Below are 19,022 nucleotides of genomic sequence, written 5' to 3'. Positions count from 1 at the left end.
CGGGCCGTCTGCCTCTACGGCTTCAGGCAAATCTGCTGCTTTAAGCTATGGCCGAATGTGTGGCAAAGCGTCTTCTGTTTCTAACACCCAACTATTTCTTTCATGAACGATAATTCCTCTATGCATTCGCTCGGCCGGGCGATGCTACTGGCTGCTTGCGGGCTTCCAGCTGTTGCAACTATTCCTGCCGTGGGAGCCAGCTTGCCGCTCGCTATGCCGGTAGCCGGGCCGACCATCGCAGACGTACCTGTATCGGGCCGCGTAACGCAGGCCAACGGAGAAGGCTTACCTGGTGTAACGGTAGTAGTGAAAGGCACTACCGTAGGCGCCAGCACCGACATGAACGGTAACTTCTCGCTGACCGCACCGGAAGGTAGCACCCTGGTGTTCAGCAACATTGGGTACAAGCGAGTGGAGCTTCCCCTAACCGGCACCACCACGGGCCTCACGGTTTCCATGGTGGAAGACACCCAGGCACTGGGTGAAGTAGTGGTAGTAGGCTACGGCACGCAGGAGCGCGCTACCGTAACGGGTGCCGTGGCATCGGTATCTGGCCGCGACATAGCGGCGCAGCCCGTACCCGATGCCAACCAGGCAATTCAGGGCCGGGCAGCTGGGGTTACAGTGACTTCTAACAATGGGGCACCCGGCGGCGGCGGCGGCGTTACGGTGCGGGTACGCGGTATCACGTCGGCCGGCAACAACAACCCACTGTATGTGGTGGACGGTTTCCCACTACCCTCCAGCGACGACCGGAACGGCGGCTTGAGCTTTCTCAACCCCAACGACATCGAGAGCATTGACGTGCTGAAGGATGCTTCGGCCACCGCCATTTATGGCGTGCGCGCCGCCAATGGGGTTGTTATCGTGACCACCAAGCGCGGTAAGGCCGGCAAAGCAACCATCAACCTCGATGCCTATGTGGGCACCCAGAGCGTGTGGCGCAAGCTCGACTTGCTGAATGCCGAGCAGTACGCAACGCTCAACAACGAGAGCCGGAGTGCTGCTAACACCCAAGGCATCAACAGCAACCCGCTGCCCCTGAACCCACGCTACACCAACCCAGCGTCGTTGGGGCAGGGCACCGACTGGCAGGATGCTATTTACCGCAACGCCAAGATTCAGAGCTACAACCTCTCGGCAACGGGTGGCAACGAGAAAGGACGCTACGCATTAAGCGCCGGCTACTTCCAGCAGGATGGTACCATCATCGGCTCCAACTTCGAGCGTTTCTCGTTGCGAGCGAATGGTGACTTACAGCTTGGTAAGTTTATCAAGATCGGCAACAGCATCTCGCTTACCCACGCCCAGGCGCGGCAGCTTGACACCAACAACGACTACACCAGCCCCGTGTTCTACGCCTTGACGGCGCCTCCAACACGGCCTGTAATCGACCCCGTTACCGGCAATTACACGGAGTTCAGCACCGAAACCGACTACTACCTGGAAACCAACCCGGTTGTACAGGCCACGCGTGACAACTTCAAAACGATTACCAACCGCGTTCTGACCAACGTTTTTGCTGAAATAGAGCCAGTGAAAGGGTTGCGTTTCCGCACCAACGTGGGGGCCGACCTGCAGTTCTACCAGAACAACCGGTTTACCCCGCGGGTACCAGGCGCCACACGCCTCCAAAACGCCAACGCGCAGTGGGATACCAGCTACAACCCAAGCTACCTCATTGAGAACACCTTGACCTACGACAAGGTATTCGCCGATAAGCACTCAGTGACGTTGCTGGCAGGACAATCGGCGCAGCAGTTCGACTACAGCACTATCAGTGCCAGCCGCCAGAACTATAGCCGCGACGACTTGCAGGTAATTGACGTGGGCCCTTCCAACGGCCTTAACAACTCTGGCAACGCCGGACAGTCGCGCCTGGCTAGTTATTTTGCCCGTGCCAACTACGACTTTGCTGGCAAGTACTTGTTCTCGGCCGTTATTCGCCGCGACGGTTCCTCGGCCTTTGCTCGCCAGAACGCCTTCGGTTACTTCCCCGGCATCTCGGCCGGCTGGCGCCTATCGGAAGAAGGCTTCCTACAGGATGTAAACTGGCTCAGCAACCTGAAGATTCGGGCAGGCTGGGGCCGGGTAGGTAACCCAACCAACGCGGGTGCCTTCGCTTACTTACAAACCATTACCTCCAACCGCAATGTGCAGTATGCCTTGGGTTCAGGCGATCAGACGTTTGTAACGGGAGCAGCCCCCACCCGGGCAGCCAACGAAAACCTGAAGTGGGAAAACAACGAGCAAACCAACGTGGGTATCGACGTGGGCTTGTTGGATAACCGCCTGGAAGCCACACTGGACCTGTACACCCGTACCTCGCCGAACCTGCTGATCAACGTGCCGGTATCCACCTTGTCGGGTACTTACGAAGACCAGATTGTGAATGCGGCGGCTTCCCGCAACAGAGGCCTGGACTTCTCCTTCACCAGCCGCAACCTAGTGGGCGAAGATGGCGGCCTCACCTGGACCACCAACCTGAACTTCTCGCTCTACCGCAGTGAGTTGACCTCGCTTGGTTTGGGCCGGCCGTTCAACGCGCAGCAATTCCGCGGCAACGCCAGCATCGTGCGCTACGACAAAGATGTGCCGTTCGGCTCGTTCTACGGCTATGTAGCGGATGGGCTCATCCAGACAGATGAAGAGCTGCGTTCTTTGAACAGCAATGCTTCTACTGCCACAAACGGAGCAAGCGCCTACTACCAGAACTCGGGTACTCGCCCCGGCGACATCCGATTCCGGGATTTGAATGGTGACGGCGTTATTACGGATGCCGACCGCACCTACATCGGCGACCCCAACCCCGATTTCACGTACGGTGTCACCAACACCTTGAGCTATAAAGGCATTGATGTCAGCGTATTTCTGCAAGGCAGCCAGGGCAACGATGTGTTCAACCTGAACCGCTTCTATACGGATGGCGGTTTGTACGGCGCTGAAAACTCCAGCACCCGCGTACTGGACCGGTGGACGGGCCCAGGCACCAGCAACTCCGTACCCCGGGCCGTTGCCGGCGACCCCAACCAGAACCTGCGCTTCTCCAGCGACTACGTGCAAGACGGTTCGTACATGCGCATCAAGCTGCTGACGGTAGGATATACGCTGCCGAAAACGCTGATCAACCGGATTTCGGCGCAGAACGTTCGGTTCTACTTGAGTGCTCAGAACCTGCTGACTGTCACCAACTATGATGGTATCGAGCCGGAAATTGCCGCCTCCAACTACGTGAACGGTCAGTTCGTGACCAGTTTGGGCATCGACCGGGGCTCGTATCCTCAGTCTCGCACCTTCATTGCGGGTATCAACATCGGGTTCTAAGCCCCTACTGCTTCGGGGCGGCCGTGCCAACCGGCACACCGCCCCGATTCACCCACGCTTCAATATTTACTGAAATGACAACTAAGAAATTAGCTCTTTCGAGCCTACTCATGCTGGGATTGCTAGCTGGCTGCGGCAAAGACTACCTGGAAGTAGAGCCCCGCGACCGAGTAACCTCAGAGATTTTCTACAAAACCCAAACTGACGCCATCCAGGCAACCAATGCGGCCTACGCCGAGCTGGTTCGTTACGGTATGTTCAACTACTCCCTGTGGGGTATTGGCGACGTGATGTCAGACAACTCTCTGCTGGGCGGCGGCGGTGGCAGCGACGGAATCGAGTTTCAGCAACTCGACAACTACAACATTCCGGCAACCAACCCCCTCACTACCGCTCACTGGCGTTCGTGCTACCTTGGTATCGGCCGCGCCAACTTGGTGTTGGCCAATGTGCCAGCCATCACCATGGATGAAGCCATCAAGAAGCGCAGCCTAGGCGAGGCGCAGTTCCTGCGGGCGCTGTACTACTTCTATTTGGTGCGGGGTTATGGCGATGTGCCGCTGATTACCACTCCCCCAGCCACTGCCAGTGCGGTTAACAACCTCACCCGAACCCCGGCCGCGCAGATCTACGAGCAGATTGTGACCGATCTGCAGGAGGCAGCCAACAACCTCCCCGCTGGCCCCTACACCGGCGACGACATTGGTCGCGCCACCAAATGGGCGGCGAAGGGCTTATTGGCGAAAGTGTACCTGACCCAAGGCAACCTGCCATCGGCCGCTTCGCAGGCATTGGAAGTTATTCAGCAGTCGGGCAAATTATTGAACCCCAACTATGCCGACAACTTCAACGTGGCCAGGGAAAACGGCCCTGAATCACTATTCGAAGTGCAGTTTCGTGCGTCGCCCCAAGAGTACTACGATCAAAACGGACCGGGCTTTATTGGCAACGGTTTCTTTGGGGCTCGTGGTTTGAACACCGTAAACACGGGCGGCTACGGCTTCAACGTTCCTGAGAAGGAATTTGTGGATGGCTATGAGTTGAATGACCAGCGCCGTAAAGTAACTATTTGGGAACCCGGCGATGTGTATCCAGGCACTACGATAGTGCAGCCGCAAAATTTGCCTGGTTCGCCGTTTGGCTACAATGTAAGAAAATGGTTCACTGGCAAGTTAACGCCACTGCAATACGACTCCCCACTGAACATTCCGGTGTTGCGTATGGGAGAAATATATCTGATTTATGCAGAAGCAGCAGGTCCAACGTTGGGCTTACCCTACCTGAACCGAGTACGCCGCCGCGCGTTTGGCTTGCCTATCGAAACACCTTCAGCCCGCGACCTAGCCACCACCGACGCAACGGCTTTCAAAGCCGCTGTACTCCGGGAGCGTCGTTACGAGTTGGCTTTCGAAAACGACCGTTGGTATGACCTGAAGCGCACCGGCACGTTGGTGACTACGATGCGTGCCCAGGGCAAGAATGTGCAGGATTTCAACAACTTGCTGCCGATTCCGCAGTCGGAGCGTGATGTAAATCCGAATTTGACCCAGAATCAAGGATACTAATTGTAATTTCCAAGCTCTGAGAAACCAGAAAAGCCGTGTACCACCCGCTGGACGCGGCTTTTCTTTTCTATTGGCAACCCAGTCCCCCTCTTCCCACATTATTCCCATTCATGGCAGCCCCTACCCCAACCCTTAGCAGCCGGCCAGCCGCCGGCACTTCTTCGGCCCCTTCCCAACGCTACACTTCCGCGTTGAGCGCCGTCACTACCCTCTTCTTCCTGTGGGGGTTTATCACGTGTCTCAACGACATTCTGATTCCCTATCTGAAGGCCATCTTTCAGCTCTCGTTTGCCCAGGCCAACCTGATCAACCTCTGCTTTTTCGGAGCGTACTTCTTCATGAGTATTCCTTCGGGCTGGCTGGTTTCTCGAGTAGGATATAAGAAGGGCATGCTAATTGGCTTTGCAGTGGCCGCTTTAGGGTCGTTTTTGTTCTACCCTGCGGCAGCGCAACGAGCCTACGGACTCTTTTTGGGGGCGCTTTTCGTGCTGGCTTCCGGCATTACTATCCTGCAGGTAGCTGCTAATCCGTACGTGGCTATTCTAGGACCGCCGGAATCAGCTTCGTCTCGCTTGACCCTTACCCAAGCTTTTAATTCGCTAGGTACGTACTTGGCGCCTAGATTAGGTAGCGTACTCATCTTAAGCCATCTTCCTAAAAAAGTAGATGCTGCTAGCGCCGCCAATATTGATGTAACGGCGGTGCAAATTCCCTATTTAGTTATAGGTGGGGTGCTGTTGCTCATTAGCTTACTTTTAAGTCGCGTACACTTACCCAAAATCGACCACACCACCGAAACGGATTCCACTGCGATAAGTGATGCTGGTAGTGCCTGGAACTATCGTCATTTGGTATTAGGGGTAGTAGGAATCTTTGCTTACGTAGGTGCCGAGGTAGCCATAGGTTCACACATCGTCAACTACTTAGCGTTGCCTGATGTAATGGGCCTGGACCCTGAGTCAGCGGGTAAACAGGTTGCCAACTATTGGGGGGCGGCTATGGTGGGCCGTTTTGCAGGTGCTTATCTGCTCAACAAGTTTGCTCCTACTAAACTGCTTGCTTTTAATGCAATTGGTGCAGTAATACTAGTACTCATTTCTATTAATACTTCGGGGACTGTAGCTATGTGGAGCCTACTGGCTGTGGGGCTGATGAACTCACTGATGTATCCCACCATTTTCACGCTAGCTGTGGCTGGCTTAGGCCGTCATACCGAGCAGGCCTCCGGTTTGCTTTGTACAGCCATTGTAGGTGGAGCACTCGTGCCGTTACTGTTTGGCTTCATTGCCGACAATAATGGGTTGCGCATTGCCCTGCTGCTCCCCATTGTGTGCTACCTGTACGTGATGTGGTACGGTCTGCGGGGCAGCCGCCGGGCTGTTCCAGCTACCCAACAGCCGGCTTAAGGCGGAACCTGCACCAGGGTTCGATTACGTGACTCCAAGATATTTCTACGTGCAAGGGCTACCAGTCTGGTAGCCCTTGTTACTGTATTCGCTAGCTGAACTGCAGCTACTCCATGGCTACTACCCTAAAAAAAACATCTCTCACCGACCTTGCCCGGCAGCTACACCTAGCACCTTCCACGGTGTCGCGGGCGCTGGCCGACCAAGACGGCATCAGCGAGGCCACGAAAGCTCGCGTACGAAAGCTCGCCCAGGAGCTGCATTACTTGCCTAACCACCTCGCGGCATCCTTGCGCAAAGGCCGCAGCAATACGCTGGGCGTGATTGTGCCGCACATCAACGGATACTTCTTTCCGGCCGTGATGAACGGCATCGAAAAGGTAGCCAGCGAGGCTGGCTTCAACGTGATGATGTGCCAATCCAATGAAGAGCTGCGCCGAGAGCAGCAGAACATCGGCACGCTGCTGGCCGCTCAAGTAGAGGGCATCTTGCTTTCCGTATCGGCTACCACCTACGAAGATGACCAGCACCTAGAGCAGGTTCGGCGGCAAGGTACCCCCCTGGTTTTCTTTGACCGGGTGCCAGACCTAGCCCAGAGCACCGCCGTGGTTCTCGACGACTTTCAGGGAGCCTACCAAGCTGTAACGCACCTGATTGAGCAAGGCTGCACCCGCATTGCGCATCTGGCCGGGCCGCAGCACCTCAACACCAGCCGCAACCGGTACTTGGGCTACATGGAGGCGCTGCGGGCTCATGGCCTACCAACCGATGAGCGGTGGACGTATGCGCTGTCGGCGTCCACGTTGCAGGCGGGGCGGGTTGGTATGCAGCACCTGTTGGCGCTGGATACTCCTCTGGATGCCGTATTCGCCTCCTATGCTTTCTCCGCTGCCGGAGCCCTAGAAGTGTTGCTGGAACGTGGAATACGCGTGCCGCAGGACTTGGCGCTTGCCTGCTTTAGCAACGAGCCCTTCACCACCATGACGCAGCCGCACCTGACCGCGGTGGACCAACAAGCCGAGCACATGGGCGCAACGGCCGTTCGGTTGCTGTTACAATTGCTAGAGCGTGGCCCCGACTATAGTCCGCCCCACATCGTGCTGAAGCCTGAGCTGCAAATCCGCAACTCCTCGCTGCATCTAACGCGGGAGAACCGGATGCCGCAGGTGGCGTAATTGCTCGGTCTGCTTGTCGGCTAGCTTATTAGCGCAACTAGTGTGCCCTCGTCACAGATCAGCTACAAGACAAGCTGTGGCGGGGGCACCTTGCTTGCCGTCGGCTATGAGAAGAATGGCTCATCTGGCAGGAGCGCTGAAAAAATTGCTGTAAGCTATAGCCGTTTTTCAAATCCTGCCTATCTTTGCTGCCCCGCGGGAAATGCCCGGCGGGAAATTGCCTCTTTAGCTCAGTTGGTAGAGCAGCTCATTCGTAATGAGCAGGTCGTTGGTTCGAGTCCAATAAGAGGCTCTCCTATAAAAGCCCGAAAAATTGCTTCCAAGACAAGCAACTTTTCGGGCTTTTACTTTTCTATATATAGCAGCTTCAACCAAGAAGACCTCGCCAAGCTAGGGTGCCAGCACCACACCCGGTTACCTATACTCCGTTGTTCCTGCCAGCAGGCAACCAACCACCCATAAAATTTCAGTACGGGTTGGCTTATACAAGCCAATTACCGTCTCAGCGGGTGGCTTCTTATCTGTGCAACACGAAAGTGTTATGCAAGTGTACTTTTGGATACTTAATATTGCCGCATGCCCGACTATCCGCTCTTGTTTCGCACTTGGCTAGACCGTAGCAGTACGGTGTATTTCGCCTACGATGTAGCCGAACGCCGGGTCGCGTACGTGAGCCCAGCCTACGAGCAGGTAATTGGGGGCACGGCGGCAGACGTGAACGAGGACCTTCCCACTTGGCTAGCCCAGATTCATCCCGACGACCGCCAGCTTCTAAACCAGCAACTAGAGCTGGTTTTGGGTAATGACCTGGTGCAAAATGTAGAAGTGCGCGTTCTGCATTCCGAGGAAGAAACCCAGTGGCTGGAGCTTTCTGCCTGCAAGGAGCAGCTTCCCGACGGCACGCTCTATCTGACCGGGACTATCGAGGATATCAGCCGGGCAAAAGCAGACAGCCTGAACGCACAGAAATTCAACGCCAAGAAGAACGCCACGCTGGAAATCCTCTCGCACGACTTGGCCACTCCTTTTGTGCTGCTGCAGCAACTAACGCAGCACTTGAAGTCGCAGTTTGTGGCTACCGACGAAACGAACCTGCACTTGATAGGGCTGATGGAGCGCACTTGCTCGGACGGCTTAACGTTGATTCGGGAGTTTGTGGACCAGGAGTTTCTGGAATCCGCCAGCATACAGCTCAAGCGGGAGCGGACCAATCTGGTGGACTGGATAGGCACCATACTGGAAGAATATCAACGCTCGGCGCGGCGCACAGATCTGCGGTTTGAATTTCGGGCGCTAGCGCAGACTATTTACGTAAGTCTGGACGTCAACAAATTCGAGCAGGTGATTAACAACCTGATTTCCAACGCCATCAAGTTCACTCCGGATGGGGGCACCATTGCGGTGGAAGTATCGCGCCGCAATGGGTGGGCCGTGGTTACGGTGGCGGACTCGGGCATAGGCATACCCGAGCACCTACACCCCGTGCTCTTCGACAAGTTCACCAAGGCCCGCCGGCCCGGCTTACGCGGCGAAAAAACAACTGGCTTGGGTATGTCTGTCATACAAACCTTGGTCGAGTTGCATGAGGGCTCTATCCGGTTTGTAAGCGCTGAAAACCAGGGCACCACGTTCACTATTGAGATACCTGCATTGCCCGCCTAGCAGGCAGTGCGGAGCCTTCACACACAAACCGCCGGAGCACCCGCAACTTATGCGAAGGCGCTCCGGCGGTTTGCGTTAGGAAACACTAGCAGAAAGACGCGCTACGAGAAGTAACGCTCCGTTTCTTGGCAGGCCGCTTAAGCCAACACCTGGATAACGGCTTCCGAAAAACGCTCCATTTCCTCGAGTTGCGGGCTGCACTGCAGCAAAAACAAGTCTACCCCTACGGCCTCAAAGGCGGCAATGCGCTCGGCTACTTGGTCGGGGGTGCCGGTGAGGCCGGAACGCAGGCCCCGGTTCGATACTGAGTAGTCTTGCAACGAAACTTGGTTTTCTAGTTGCGTACCCGCCAGCCACTGCTGGTAGTTTTTGTAGCCCGCAGCCGAGCCTTGCACGTTGGTGATGCGCTCCAGTTCCTTTTTCACTTCTTGCTCGGTGTTGCGCACAATGGAGTAGGCGGCCACGCCAAACTTCATGCGCGGCAACCCCAGCTTTTCGCGTCGCTCGCTCAAGTCCTGAATGCGGCGGCCGATGGCTGCCGGGTCGTCGCCGTGCATAACGTAGCCGTCGCACTGAGTGGCAATCAGGTTTTTGGCGGCTTCCGATTCGCCGCCCGCGTACAGGAATGGCCGCGGGCGTGACACTGGCTTGGGCTGCAAAATAGAGTCCGTCACTTTGTAGAACTTGCCTTCGAAGGTGAAGTGGTCTTGCTTCCAGAGGTTGTCTACTACGTGCAGCCACTCAGCCGTGCGGGCGTACCGGTCGTCGTGCTGCTCGAAATGCACGCCGTACTTCTTGGCCTCATCCTGCCACCACGACGATACCACATTCAACGACAGCCGGCCACCACTGATGTGGTCGATGTTGGCGGCTTGCTTGGCCAGCAACGCCGGCGAGTGGAACGTAGGCCGCACAGCCACCATCAGCTCTATTTTCTTGGTAACGGCGGCCAAGGCGGCGGCAGTGCTCCACGCATCCAGCGAAGGTGCTTCCTCGCCTTTGATGTCGTTGAGGTTTAGCTCGGCAATCAGAGACAGGTCGTAGCCCAGGTCTTCGCTACGCTGGGCCAGCGTTTTCACGTAGTCCCAGTCGGCGCGCATGTTTTCGTCTTCTACATTGCGCAGCCACCCGCCAAAAACGGGCATCCAATATCCGTATCTCATGGCTACGCAACGAGGTGATGAGGATCCGAGGAAACAAGCTCAGCAACAGAACCAGCAGGCAATTGCGTTTCCAGATAATCTACGAAGCGGGCGTAGGGGTCGAAGCCCACTACGTTCACGGCATCAGCCACGAAGTTGGATAAGGCGTTGATGTCGTAGAAGAGCACGTCGCCGGTGCGGTCATCAATCAGGTACTCGATACCCCCCACATCGATTTTGGCGGTGGCCACGATGCGCTCCACGGCCTCAATTACTTCGGCTGGGGGCGTAAATGCTTCCACTTGAATGCCTTTCTTGGGCGCTTCCGTCAGGCAGAACTCTGCTGACTGCTCTTCCGGAATCTGGCAAATTTCAGCGGGGCACAGGTTGAAGCTTTCGCCGGTGGTATACACCTTCATAGCGTACAAAAACTTGCCGTTCAGCGTCTCGACGCGGTGAATATTGCCGCCGCGGGGCGTCACGTACTCCTGCACCAAGGCAGTTTGGTCGATGCCTAGGTCGATTTGGTTGGCTTCAACGGCAGCTTGCACGCCTTCCAGCGTATCGAAGCGGATAATGCCAGCACCGCTACCACCAATGTTCACCTTCACCACAATGGGGAACTGCAGTTGTTGAGCGGCATCCGCAATGCGCGAGGCGTGGTTCACGACAAACGACTTCGGGTACTTCAACCCCAGCGAGGCAAACAACGAGAGTTGACGGGCTTTGTTGGTTTCGATGCTGGTAGCTACCGTACCGTTGATGATGCGGACGCCCAAGCGCTCCAGATGCGTGGCAAAGCCCGCCGTATGAAAAATACCCTGGCCGTGGCCGCGCAGATAAGCCGAAGAACTCATCCGGTTCACTACCAGCGCGTAGCGGCTCTCGGTTTCCGAGGGGTCGAACAGGTGGTGAGCAGCGTCAATCTTTTCGTAGGGGAGCCCCCGGCGGTCTAGCTCCGCAAATAGCGGCTTGAACCACTCAGGATGTTCGTAATAGATGCCAATTGGCTTGGAGGAGACAGACATGGAGAAGAGAGGGTTGAGAGAACAAAGAATCAGGAAAACAGCGCAGCCTTATAGCTGCGCAAACAACAGAACTACTTAAGGGAGGGTTGCACTACGCAGTAATTACCAAGCTACTAGCAAGGCAGAACCAACCGTAACAGACAAAGGCGGAATGCAGAAAGGAACGGCAGGCAGTAGCTTACGCCGCACATTTACCAGCTAGAGGTGCTTAAAGCACTTGCCGCGCCACGAGGCCAAGTGTACTGGCCAGGCATGCCCCAACACACGACGGGTAACGCGAGGAAATGGTACCAGCAAAAACGCTTGCTACTTGCTGCCTACACCTGCTCAACAACAGCAGCCACAACACCCATGCTGTACAGCAAAGACGGTAGCGAAAGAGGCAACGGTGTTGATGAAGCGTTTCACGGCAACTTGTTTTTATATGGTCAGGACTTGGCACCGTTTCGGATCATCCGATGGTTGCCGGCGCTTCGTCGAGCCTGTCTCTCCACGCCTCTGTATAAAAACAATCCTTTGGGGTAAAGAATTGATGGGACAAAGGTAAATCTACCCTGCCGAGAAATCAAATAAGAGAGTTTGCCAAAGCAACGAGTGGCCACAGCCTACCCTATTTCCCACAGCTCGTTCCAGGAAGTGGTGCGGGCAAGGCTACAGAGGTTTTTCTGCCCCAGCCAAGGCGCTGGCTTGCCTTTTGGCGGCACAGCAGTGGCTACCTGTACGCAGTTTTGGCCGAAGCGCCCGTTGAGCTGATCGAGCTTGCGCATAAGCGCAGCCGATTGCGGACGCGTGGTTTCGGGCAATTGCTCGAATAAGCTGAGTTGCGTCTGCCCTTGGTCTTCTAAGCCATCCAGAATAACACCCGCTTTCTTGTATACCAAGCCCGGCCGCCAGAGCTTGCCTAACAGCATACGCGCTGCTCGCACCAGTTCGGTGGTGTCGTTGGTGGGAGTTGGGAGCGTGAGCTGGGTGGAATAGGTGTAAGGCGGTGGCGTCGGCCCGAAACGGTTTTGACTGATAAAAACCGTCAGGATATAGGTCTTTGAGCCTTGCGCGCGCAACTTGCTCGCCGCACGGGAAGTGAAGCTCGCCACGGCGCCCAGCAAATCGTCGAAGTGCGACAGGGGCCGGCCGAAGCTACGGGTACAGGCAATGCTCTTGCGTGCCAGCGTACCATCTTCACTTGGGTGCAGCTGGTGGCACGGCTGCCCCTGAAGTTCTCGCACCAGCCGGGCGCCTACCACGCCTCCCATGTGTTTGCGGGCCCAGGCTTCCGAGCAACGCGCCAAGTCGGCGGCCGTGACAAGGCCCAAGTCGCGTAGTTTCTGGCCGTATTGGCGGCCAACGCCCCACACGTCTTCCACGGCCACCTGATTGAGGGCCCACCACTGCTGCTCCCCCGACGCAAGCATTGCTACCCCGTTGAGCGCTGGGTGCTTCTTAGCTATGTGGTTAGCCAGCTTAGCCAGCGTTTTGGTGGGGGCAATGCCGATGCACGTAGGAATATGGGTGCGCTGCTTGACCTGCTTGCGGATTTCCTGCGCAAACTCCAGCAGCTTGGGTTGGCCCTCGTAGCCGGCTTCCATGCCGTGCAGCCCCAAAAAGGCTTCGTCAATCGAATAAATTTCCACTTCGGGCGCAACGGACGCCAGGTAGCTCATTACCCGGTAGCTCATGTCGCCGTACAGCGCGTAGTTTGAGGAGAATACCTGCACTTGGTGTTCCTCGATAAGTGGCCGTGCCTGAAAAAAGGGAGCCCCCATCTTCAAGCCCAGGGCCTTGGCCTCCGCGGAGCGCGAAACGATACAGCCGTCGTTGTTGCTGAGCACTACCACCGGCAACCCCACCAACCGGGGCTGAAAAGCCCGCTCGCAGCTCACGTAAAAATTATTACAGTCGACGAGAGCGAACATGGTCTTGCAGCTTGCCGTTGATAAGCTCGGTGATGACATGCGTGACAACGCCCCAGATTTGGGCCTGATCCGGCGCTGTGATTTGGAGCGGGTCGTAGTGCGGGTTGTCGGGCACGAGCCAGTAGAACTGCCCGCGCTTCTCTAAGCGCTTCACGGTGAACTCGCCTTCTACGGCCGCCACTACCACGTTGCCTGGCTGCGGCTTCAAAGCACAGTCCACGGCCATCAGGGCGCCATCCGGAATGTGGGAGGGTGGGCCGTCCATGCTGTGGCCCTTCACTCGCGCCAGATAGGTGCAATCAGGATGAGGCAGCAGAATGGTGTTCAGGTCGATCCGCTCACCGGTTCGGCTGTTGTCGGCGGGGCTAGGAAAACCGGCGGGCACGGGCGTTTCGCACTCAATGAGCCAGACCGGATGACGGGCAATATCAAGAATGTCAACGATGCACATAAAACTGAAATTGATGGCTACAAATAACGAAGTTTTACTAATTATGTTGGCATATTATCAACTAAATAAATTAGTACAACAAAATATGTAATAGCTTTCCCCTGATATTCTCACTTGCTTTTCTTGGCTCGTGCACCAACAAAAAACCCCGCTACTCTGAGAGCAACGGGGTTTTGTTGAGGTAGTAGCTTCTGCTTTCTAGGAGTTACAGAAGCGGTAAAGGCTTAGAAGCCGTTCTCAGTGCCATAGGTATAGCTGGTGCCAGCGTCGCCTTCGTGCAGGCCCGATAGGGCGCCACGGTACACCGACTCGTTGCTGGAATTCCACTTCGACTGGTTGGGCTTGCTCTTAGGATTATAAGGCGCGTAGATGTCGGAAGAAGACTTCGACTTCTTGCTGCGCAGGGCCAGCCAGCTTAAGCCGCTTACTAATAGGGCACCACCTACCACTTTTTGCGTAGTGGACAGGCTGTTTACTTGGGCGGCGGCTTTGCTACCGAAATCTTTCAACGACTGAGGAAGCTGATTCACGTTCTTCATCAGCTCTTCTTGGTTCAGCCACGACTTGCGCTGGGTGTTTTGTGGCTGGCTGCTCTCAGCAGTGGAAGCCGATGCAGATGGTTGGCTGGTGGTCGTCTCGAAAGAATCGTCGCTGGCGGTGCCTAGGGCTGCGGCTGTATCGGTGAGGCTATCGTTGGCCGACAAAGAAGTAGCACTCAGGTTGCCTTGATTTGCGTGATGTTGCTTAGCCATGATTCGGGGGGAAAAGAGTAAAACGAAGGGAAAGTCCGGCTAGTCAGCGGCTTTCGTGCGTGATTATTCGTTGGAAGTGCCGTTCGGGTTACGATTTAGGTGATATGATTTTCAGCAGTGAAGCTCAACATAACCCTGCTACGGTTGAGGCAGTAAGCCCAACAGAACCACATCCATCAATCCCCTCCCCTACTATGTCGCACGACCCTAATCTTTCTGTCGCTCTTATTACCGGCGCTGCCAATGGCATCGGCCAAGAACTTGCCCACCTTTTCGCCAAAGACAAATACCAGCTGGTGCTGGTTGATAAGGACACGGCGGGGTTGAACAAGTTTGCCGAGCATCTGCGCACCGTTCACCAGCTAGAGGCTACGCTTGTCACCGAAGACCTCAGCCACGACGGCGCCGCCCAGCGCGTTTACGACCAAGTGAAAGCCCAGGGTATAGCAGTGGATATTCTGGTGAACGACGCCGGCTTCGGCGAGTATGGTCCTTACCTGGAATCGGACGTGGCACGCAACCGCGCCGTAATTCACACCAATATTGTAGCGCTAGCAGAGCTAACGTACCTGTTTGGGCGCGACATGGTAAGCCGTGGCAAAGGCCGCATCCTGCAGCTAGCTTCCACGGCCGCCTACACCCCATCACCGAATATGGCAGTGTATTCGGCCACCAAATCGTTTGTACTCAGCTTCTCGGAAGCCTTGTCGAATGAGCTCAAAGACACGGGCGTAACCATGACGGCCCTGTGCCCCGGCGCCACCGACACCGACTTTTTCGAGCGGGCTGGCGCAGAAGACACCCGCGCTGCCCACGGCATTATGGGCCTCGCCGACCCTAAAGATGTAGCCAAAGACGGCTATGAGGCCTTGATGAAAGGCGAAGCCCGGGTCATTTCGGGTATCACCAACAAAATCCAAGCAATGCTCACCAACATCACGCCCGATGGGCTGGTAGCAGCAGGTATGCGCAAGGTATTTGAGGAGCCATCCAAGTAAGAATTTAAACTTATAGTCGAGGTTGCCGTTTTTCCGTTGGCCGCGGAGAAACGGCAATTTTATTTTCAGGGAAGTAGCGGTACTACAGGGCAAGGCAAGGCAACTCAACTTCCTGCTTTCTATAGCCTGCCTCTATCTCCCACTTTCAGCTCCCCTCACCATGCAGCGTTTTAAAAGTAAAGTATGCCTCATTACGGGAGCTACATCAGGCATCGGGCGGGCAGTGGCCTTGCAAATGGGCCGGGAAGGAGGTTGTATTGCGGTGTTAGGACGTGATGCTGCCGATGGCCGAGAGGTTGTCCGTGAGATTAAAGCCGCCGGCAGCGAGGCCATCTTTATACTCGCCGACATCGGCCGGGATGCCGCCCTCCAAACTGCCGTGCGCAAAGTGCTCGATACCTGGGGCCGCATTGATGTGCTGGTCAGCAACGCGGCCCTCATGACCTTTAAGCCGCTGCTCAAGCTAGACCCCAAAGAATGGGACCAGGTGATGAACGTGAACCTACGGGGGCTGTTTCGTCTCACGCAACTCTGTTTGCCGCACATGAAGCGCGGCGCAATTGTGGCGGTTAGTTCGGTACACGCACATCAAACCACCCCCAACGTAATTCCCTACGCCGCCAGCAAGGGTGCTATTGAAGCCTTTGTGCGCGGCCTGAGCTTGGAAATACCGCACACCCATGCCCGGATTAATGCCGTGGCACCAGGCGCCGTTGATACGCCCATGCTGTGGAGCAACCCCAACGTGAAAAGCGGTAAAGAGAAAATAACCGGGCAAGTGGGCACTCCCAACGAGCTGGCCGCCGCCATTTGCTTTATTGCCTCACCTGAAGCCAGCTTCGTTAATGGCACCACGCTGGTCGTGGATGGCGGCCGACTAGCCTCGCTGTAAGCAGTGACTCCGTGGTTTAGTGGGTTCAATGTTCAGTTGGCGCAGTTGTAACAGTTCACGCACTGAATTGCTGCCTCACTGCTTCATCGTGCCCCCTGATGCATTTGAGCAGGGTCAGGCAAGGGGCGGCCTTGGGTGTAGAGGGAAGCATTAAGGCGGGCAGCTTCGCGCGCGGCTACTTCAAAGGGGATGTTGTAATAGCCGTGGCGCATCCAATCGAGCAGGTAACGGCGTAGGAAACCAAGCTTGCCATGCTCCTGAAATTGCCGGATGTGCTCCATCTCATGGGCCACCCAATACGGGTCGTTCAAGAACTCCTCCCGCGTGGCTCCGCTCAGGTGGATTTTGTTGCCGAGCACCATGGCCACACTATACGTTCCAAGTTTGAGACGTGCAAGCCGGGCCAGAAAAGAATTTTCAACGATAATGGGCGAGTTCATGGGGCGAGGGTGAGAGGGGCGGTTATACGTTGTAAACCAGCAACTTGGTTACGCAAAGTTGCACGCTGTTTTCAACAATAAGTTAGCTTTTAACAAGAATATTATGCCATTTCCAGCTTCAAACTTGGATAGTGGCGCATTTTGGGTTTAGCTTTAGCCTATACCCAAAGCAATATCCCGTTGCTTTTCCGGTTGTTTACAAGTCTTATTTGCCTCTCTTTTCAACCTGCTTCTATCGAATTAAGAAGTACTTCCGGTTCCTTCGGCATACCCCGAAAACCTATTTTGCCACCCCACGACGGACAATGAAGCACATTCCCCTGTATTGCCTCGCCGCGGCCTCCATGGCCCTCTCCTTCTTCTTCGAACACACACCTGCTCGCTCCACCAGTTCCTCTTCGGCCCTCATCACTGCCGAAGCCTCCCTCTTCTCCTTCACGGACGACGAGGAAGACAAAAAATCAAGCACCCTTACCAGCGACTCCGCTGCGTACGATTACTACGACCAGGCTTTAGGTGTTCACTTAGCACGCACCGAAAACAAAGACCTGCTGCGTACCGTCCTCGACTGGATTGGGACTCCCTACCGCTACGGCAGCAACTCCAAGAAAGGCACCGACTGCTCCGGCTTCGTGACCCGCGTTTACAAAGAAGTGTACGGCATCACGCTGGAACGCAGCTCCCACTCCATGTTCAACAGCGTGAAGCGCGTAGAGAAAGACAACATGGAAACCGGAGACTTGGTGTTTTTCCGCCGGGGTCCGGGCCAGCCCATCTACCACGTGGGTATCTACCTGAAAGACGGCAAGTTTGCTCATTCAGCCTGCAACGGCGGCGTTATGGTGAGTTCCTTGCAGCAGCAATACTACCACCGCAACTTCTACGCTGCGGGCCGCGTTGAAACCAACTAAACGGCCACCGAACGTTCCTTTTCTATACAAGCCCTGGTCGTGCGCGAACAGGGCTTTTTGTTTGGGGTACCCGGAGCGCCCCAGATAACTATTTTGCGCTGAAACAGTATAGGCAGGCAACACTAGTTGGGGCTACTTTTACGGCCACACCTTCCACTCCTAAGTTTTTCCGCATATGGCTAAGCAAAATCCTCAGGGCGACCAGATAGCCTCGTCGCCACTCTTCAAAAAGTTTTTGGGTACGGCAGAAGAGTATCTGAAGCGGCCCACCCGCGTGAAGCAGCTGTTGAATGACGCGTACAAAAAAGCGAGCGAGAAGAACGATATTGGTTCTATTGCGCACGAAGCGTGGGAAACCATCCAAACGCTCTTCCGCCTGATCCGCGCCTCCGTATCGGGCGAGTATCAGGGTTTGCCCACAACCACCGTGGTAGCCGCCATAGCCGTTACGCTTTACTTCTTGAGCCCTATCGACCTGATTCCGGACTTTATTCCGGTACTAGGCTTGCTCGATGACATGGCGCTGGTTGCGTGGTTTAGCACCACCATCAAGGAAGAGATGGACAAGTTCACCGCTTGGGAAGCCACGCGTCCTTCCGTGGTAGAGATTTCAAACAGCACCTCTTCTTCAGACAACTACACTGCCGCTACCGACGTGACTTCCGCTAGCGCGCCCCGCACTTCCAACACGGACTCAGGTCTTGGTTCGCCGGAAAGCAGCCGCCCCGCATCCAGTGAACCCATCAGTACGGGCCCTGCCACCGAGGCCAAGCCGCACGCCGACATTCCAGCCAACACCACCGACAGCAGCCGCTACGGCAGCGATACTGGTTTCACCGGTGGCGACCCAGGCGGAAACAACCGCTAACCACACCGCCAGCCGGTAGCACAAACTCACCGAATACGAAAAAGGCCTGTATCATATGATACAGGCCTTTTTTGATGTCAGCTGCCATTCAACAGCAACCAGCAAGGAAAACAAATCTAGGCGGCGCGCGCGTGCGAGACTACGTAGCTCACCAAGTCGCCGACGGTAGCCAGGGGAACTTCGTCGGGGATGGTGATGTGGAAGCTGCGCTCCAACTCAATGATAATGTCTACAACATCAACCGTGTCGAAACCCAGCTCGCGGCTGAGGTTGCTACCGATACGCAGGCGCTGCGGCTTAATGGACTTGCGCTTGCTGATGATACGCAGCACTTGCTGCTGAATGGTTTTTGAGGCGGGAGTCGTTGAAGAAATCATGAGAGGGAAACGACAAAGAACAAGAGTATCTTAAATAAAAGGAGGGGCTAGCAGCCTAATTAGTGCCCCTCCCATCTGGTCAGACGAAAGAGGGCACCAACTATGAAAAGGGTTGCAC

General features: G+C 55.7%; 15 protein-coding genes, 1 tRNA gene, 1 pseudogene and 1 riboswitch. Of the genes and pseudogenes, 10 read left to right on the top strand and 7 right to left on the bottom strand.

Annotation, left to right across the window (positions count from 1 at the left end; all coding sequences use genetic code 11):
- Positions 1–102: 102 nt before the first annotated feature.
- The 6 genes from MTX78_RS02170 (at position 103) to MTX78_RS02145 (ending at position 9,132) form a co-directional block, all read left to right on the top strand.
- A complete protein-coding gene (locus MTX78_RS02170) occupies positions 103–3,324 on the top strand; it encodes a SusC/RagA family TonB-linked outer membrane protein (protein WP_243799508.1) in 3,222 nt (1,073 codons plus the stop codon).
- A gap of 110 nt (positions 3,325–3,434) precedes the next feature.
- Positions 3,435–4,889, top strand: a complete 1,455-nt coding sequence (locus MTX78_RS02165; RefSeq protein WP_243799507.1) for a RagB/SusD family nutrient uptake outer membrane protein — start codon at positions 3,435–3,437, stop codon at positions 4,887–4,889.
- A gap of 110 nt (positions 4,890–4,999) precedes the next feature.
- Entirely contained in the window at positions 5,000–6,295 is a 1,296-nt protein-coding gene (locus MTX78_RS02160; RefSeq protein ID WP_243799505.1) for a sugar MFS transporter, read from the top strand.
- A 113-nt stretch (positions 6,296–6,408) separates the two neighbouring features.
- Positions 6,409–7,470: a LacI family DNA-binding transcriptional regulator gene (locus MTX78_RS02155; protein ID WP_243799503.1), complete on the top strand. Its 1,062-nt coding sequence runs from the start codon at positions 6,409–6,411 to the stop codon at positions 7,468–7,470.
- 219 nt (positions 7,471–7,689) lie between these two features.
- Positions 7,690–7,762, top strand: a tRNA-Thr gene (locus MTX78_RS02150).
- 284 nt (positions 7,763–8,046) lie between these two features.
- A complete protein-coding gene (locus MTX78_RS02145; RefSeq protein ID WP_243799502.1) occupies positions 8,047–9,132 on the top strand; it encodes a PAS domain-containing sensor histidine kinase in 1,086 nt (361 codons plus the stop codon).
- A 137-nt stretch (positions 9,133–9,269) separates the two neighbouring features.
- Here the strand turns inward: MTX78_RS02145 and MTX78_RS02140 are convergent, their stop codons facing one another.
- From MTX78_RS02140 to MTX78_RS02120, 5 genes are all read right to left on the bottom strand, one after another.
- On the bottom strand, positions 9,270–10,295 hold the full coding sequence (locus MTX78_RS02140) for an LLM class flavin-dependent oxidoreductase (protein ID WP_243799500.1): 1,026 nt from the start codon (positions 10,293–10,295) through the stop codon (positions 9,270–9,272).
- A gap of 2 nt (positions 10,296–10,297) precedes the next feature.
- Entirely contained in the window at positions 10,298–11,302 is a 1,005-nt protein-coding gene (locus MTX78_RS02135; protein ID WP_243799498.1) for an ATP-grasp domain-containing protein, read from the bottom strand.
- A gap of 417 nt (positions 11,303–11,719) precedes the next feature.
- Positions 11,720–11,811, bottom strand: a riboswitch (SAM riboswitch).
- A 96-nt stretch (positions 11,812–11,907) separates the two neighbouring features.
- The gene (locus MTX78_RS02130) at positions 11,908–13,215 is read right to left on the bottom strand and encodes a Y-family DNA polymerase (protein WP_243799496.1); all 1,308 of its coding nucleotides are present in this window, start codon (positions 13,213–13,215) and stop codon (positions 11,908–11,910) included.
- Entirely contained in the window at positions 13,193–13,666 is a 474-nt protein-coding gene (locus MTX78_RS02125) for a LexA family protein (RefSeq protein ID WP_243799494.1), read from the bottom strand. The genes MTX78_RS02130 and MTX78_RS02125 overlap by 23 nt, the downstream gene beginning before the upstream one ends.
- A 224-nt stretch (positions 13,667–13,890) precedes the next feature.
- On the bottom strand, positions 13,891–14,418 hold the full coding sequence (locus MTX78_RS02120) for a hypothetical protein (RefSeq protein ID WP_243799492.1): 528 nt from the start codon (positions 14,416–14,418) through the stop codon (positions 13,891–13,893).
- Between the two features lie 194 nt (positions 14,419–14,612).
- On the opposite strand from MTX78_RS02120, the gene MTX78_RS02115 reads away from it, so the two are divergent.
- Both MTX78_RS02115 and MTX78_RS02110 read left to right on the top strand, forming a co-directional pair.
- Complete coding sequence (locus tag MTX78_RS02115) at positions 14,613–15,416, top strand: SDR family NAD(P)-dependent oxidoreductase (RefSeq protein ID WP_243799491.1); 804 nt, start codon at positions 14,613–14,615, stop codon at positions 15,414–15,416.
- A 160-nt stretch (positions 15,417–15,576) separates the two neighbouring features.
- Complete coding sequence (locus MTX78_RS02110; protein WP_243799489.1) at positions 15,577–16,308, top strand: SDR family NAD(P)-dependent oxidoreductase; 732 nt, start codon at positions 15,577–15,579, stop codon at positions 16,306–16,308.
- 83 nt (positions 16,309–16,391) lie between these two features.
- Here MTX78_RS02110 and MTX78_RS02105 read toward each other — a convergent pair whose 3' ends face one another.
- The gene (locus tag MTX78_RS02105; protein ID WP_243799487.1) at positions 16,392–16,748 is read right to left on the bottom strand and encodes a hypothetical protein; all 357 of its coding nucleotides are present in this window, start codon (positions 16,746–16,748) and stop codon (positions 16,392–16,394) included.
- Positions 16,749–17,053: 305 nt separating this feature from the next.
- Here MTX78_RS02105 and MTX78_RS02100 point away from each other — a divergent pair, with 305 nt between their 5' ends.
- Together MTX78_RS02100 and MTX78_RS02095 are read left to right on the top strand one after the other, a co-directional pair.
- Positions 17,054–17,659, top strand: coding sequence for a C40 family peptidase (locus tag MTX78_RS02100; protein WP_243799485.1), 606 nt, complete (start codon positions 17,054–17,056; stop codon positions 17,657–17,659).
- Between the two features lie 451 nt (positions 17,660–18,110).
- A pseudogene (locus MTX78_RS02095) lies at positions 18,111–18,188 on the top strand (DUF1232 domain-containing protein); the annotation flags it as partial.
- 455 nt (positions 18,189–18,643) lie between these two features.
- Here the strand turns inward: MTX78_RS02095 and MTX78_RS02090 are convergent.
- The gene (locus tag MTX78_RS02090) at positions 18,644–18,904 is read right to left on the bottom strand and encodes an acyl carrier protein (protein ID WP_243799483.1); all 261 of its coding nucleotides are present in this window, start codon (positions 18,902–18,904) and stop codon (positions 18,644–18,646) included.
- Positions 18,905–19,022 lie beyond the last annotated feature (118 nt).

The organism is Hymenobacter tibetensis, from assembly GCF_022827545.1.
GTDB classification, from domain to species: Bacteria; Bacteroidota; Bacteroidia; order Cytophagales; family Hymenobacteraceae; genus Hymenobacter; species Hymenobacter tibetensis.
This window is presented reverse-complemented; position numbering and strand designations above follow the sequence as displayed.

What these genes read in the sequence shown, in the direction of transcription:
- MTX78_RS02170 (WP_243799508.1), top strand. Translation starts at nt 103, where the DNA reads ATGAACGATAATTCCTCTATGCATTCGCTCGGCCGGGCGATGCTACTG.
- MTX78_RS02135 (WP_243799498.1), bottom strand. Translation starts at nt 11,302, where the DNA reads ATGTCTGTCTCCTCCAAGCCAATTGGCATCTATTACGAACATCCTGAG.
- MTX78_RS02090 (WP_243799483.1), bottom strand. Translation starts at nt 18,904, where the DNA reads ATGATTTCTTCAACGACTCCCGCCTCAAAAACCATTCAGCAGCAAGTG.
- MTX78_RS02125 (WP_243799494.1), bottom strand. Translation starts at nt 13,666, where the DNA reads ATGTGCATCGTTGACATTCTTGATATTGCCCGTCATCCGGTCTGGCTC.
- MTX78_RS02110 (WP_243799489.1), top strand. Translation starts at nt 15,577, where the DNA reads ATGCAGCGTTTTAAAAGTAAAGTATGCCTCATTACGGGAGCTACATCA.
- MTX78_RS02165 (WP_243799507.1), top strand. Translation starts at nt 3,435, where the DNA reads ATGCTGGGATTGCTAGCTGGCTGCGGCAAAGACTACCTGGAAGTAGAG.
- MTX78_RS02100 (WP_243799485.1), top strand. Translation starts at nt 17,054, where the DNA reads ATGAAGCACATTCCCCTGTATTGCCTCGCCGCGGCCTCCATGGCCCTC.
- MTX78_RS02160 (WP_243799505.1), top strand. Translation starts at nt 5,000, where the DNA reads ATGGCAGCCCCTACCCCAACCCTTAGCAGCCGGCCAGCCGCCGGCACT.
- MTX78_RS02155 (WP_243799503.1), top strand. Translation starts at nt 6,409, where the DNA reads ATGGCTACTACCCTAAAAAAAACATCTCTCACCGACCTTGCCCGGCAG.
- MTX78_RS02145 (WP_243799502.1), top strand. Translation starts at nt 8,047, where the DNA reads ATGCCCGACTATCCGCTCTTGTTTCGCACTTGGCTAGACCGTAGCAGT.
- MTX78_RS02105 (WP_243799487.1), bottom strand. Translation starts at nt 16,748, where the DNA reads ATGAACTCGCCCATTATCGTTGAAAATTCTTTTCTGGCCCGGCTTGCA.
- MTX78_RS02140 (WP_243799500.1), bottom strand. Translation starts at nt 10,295, where the DNA reads ATGAGATACGGATATTGGATGCCCGTTTTTGGCGGGTGGCTGCGCAAT.
- MTX78_RS02120 (WP_243799492.1), bottom strand. Translation starts at nt 14,418, where the DNA reads ATGGCTAAGCAACATCACGCAAATCAAGGCAACCTGAGTGCTACTTCT.
- MTX78_RS02115 (WP_243799491.1), top strand. Translation starts at nt 14,613, where the DNA reads ATGTCGCACGACCCTAATCTTTCTGTCGCTCTTATTACCGGCGCTGCC.
- MTX78_RS02130 (WP_243799496.1), bottom strand. Translation starts at nt 13,215, where the DNA reads ATGTTCGCTCTCGTCGACTGTAATAATTTTTACGTGAGCTGCGAGCGG.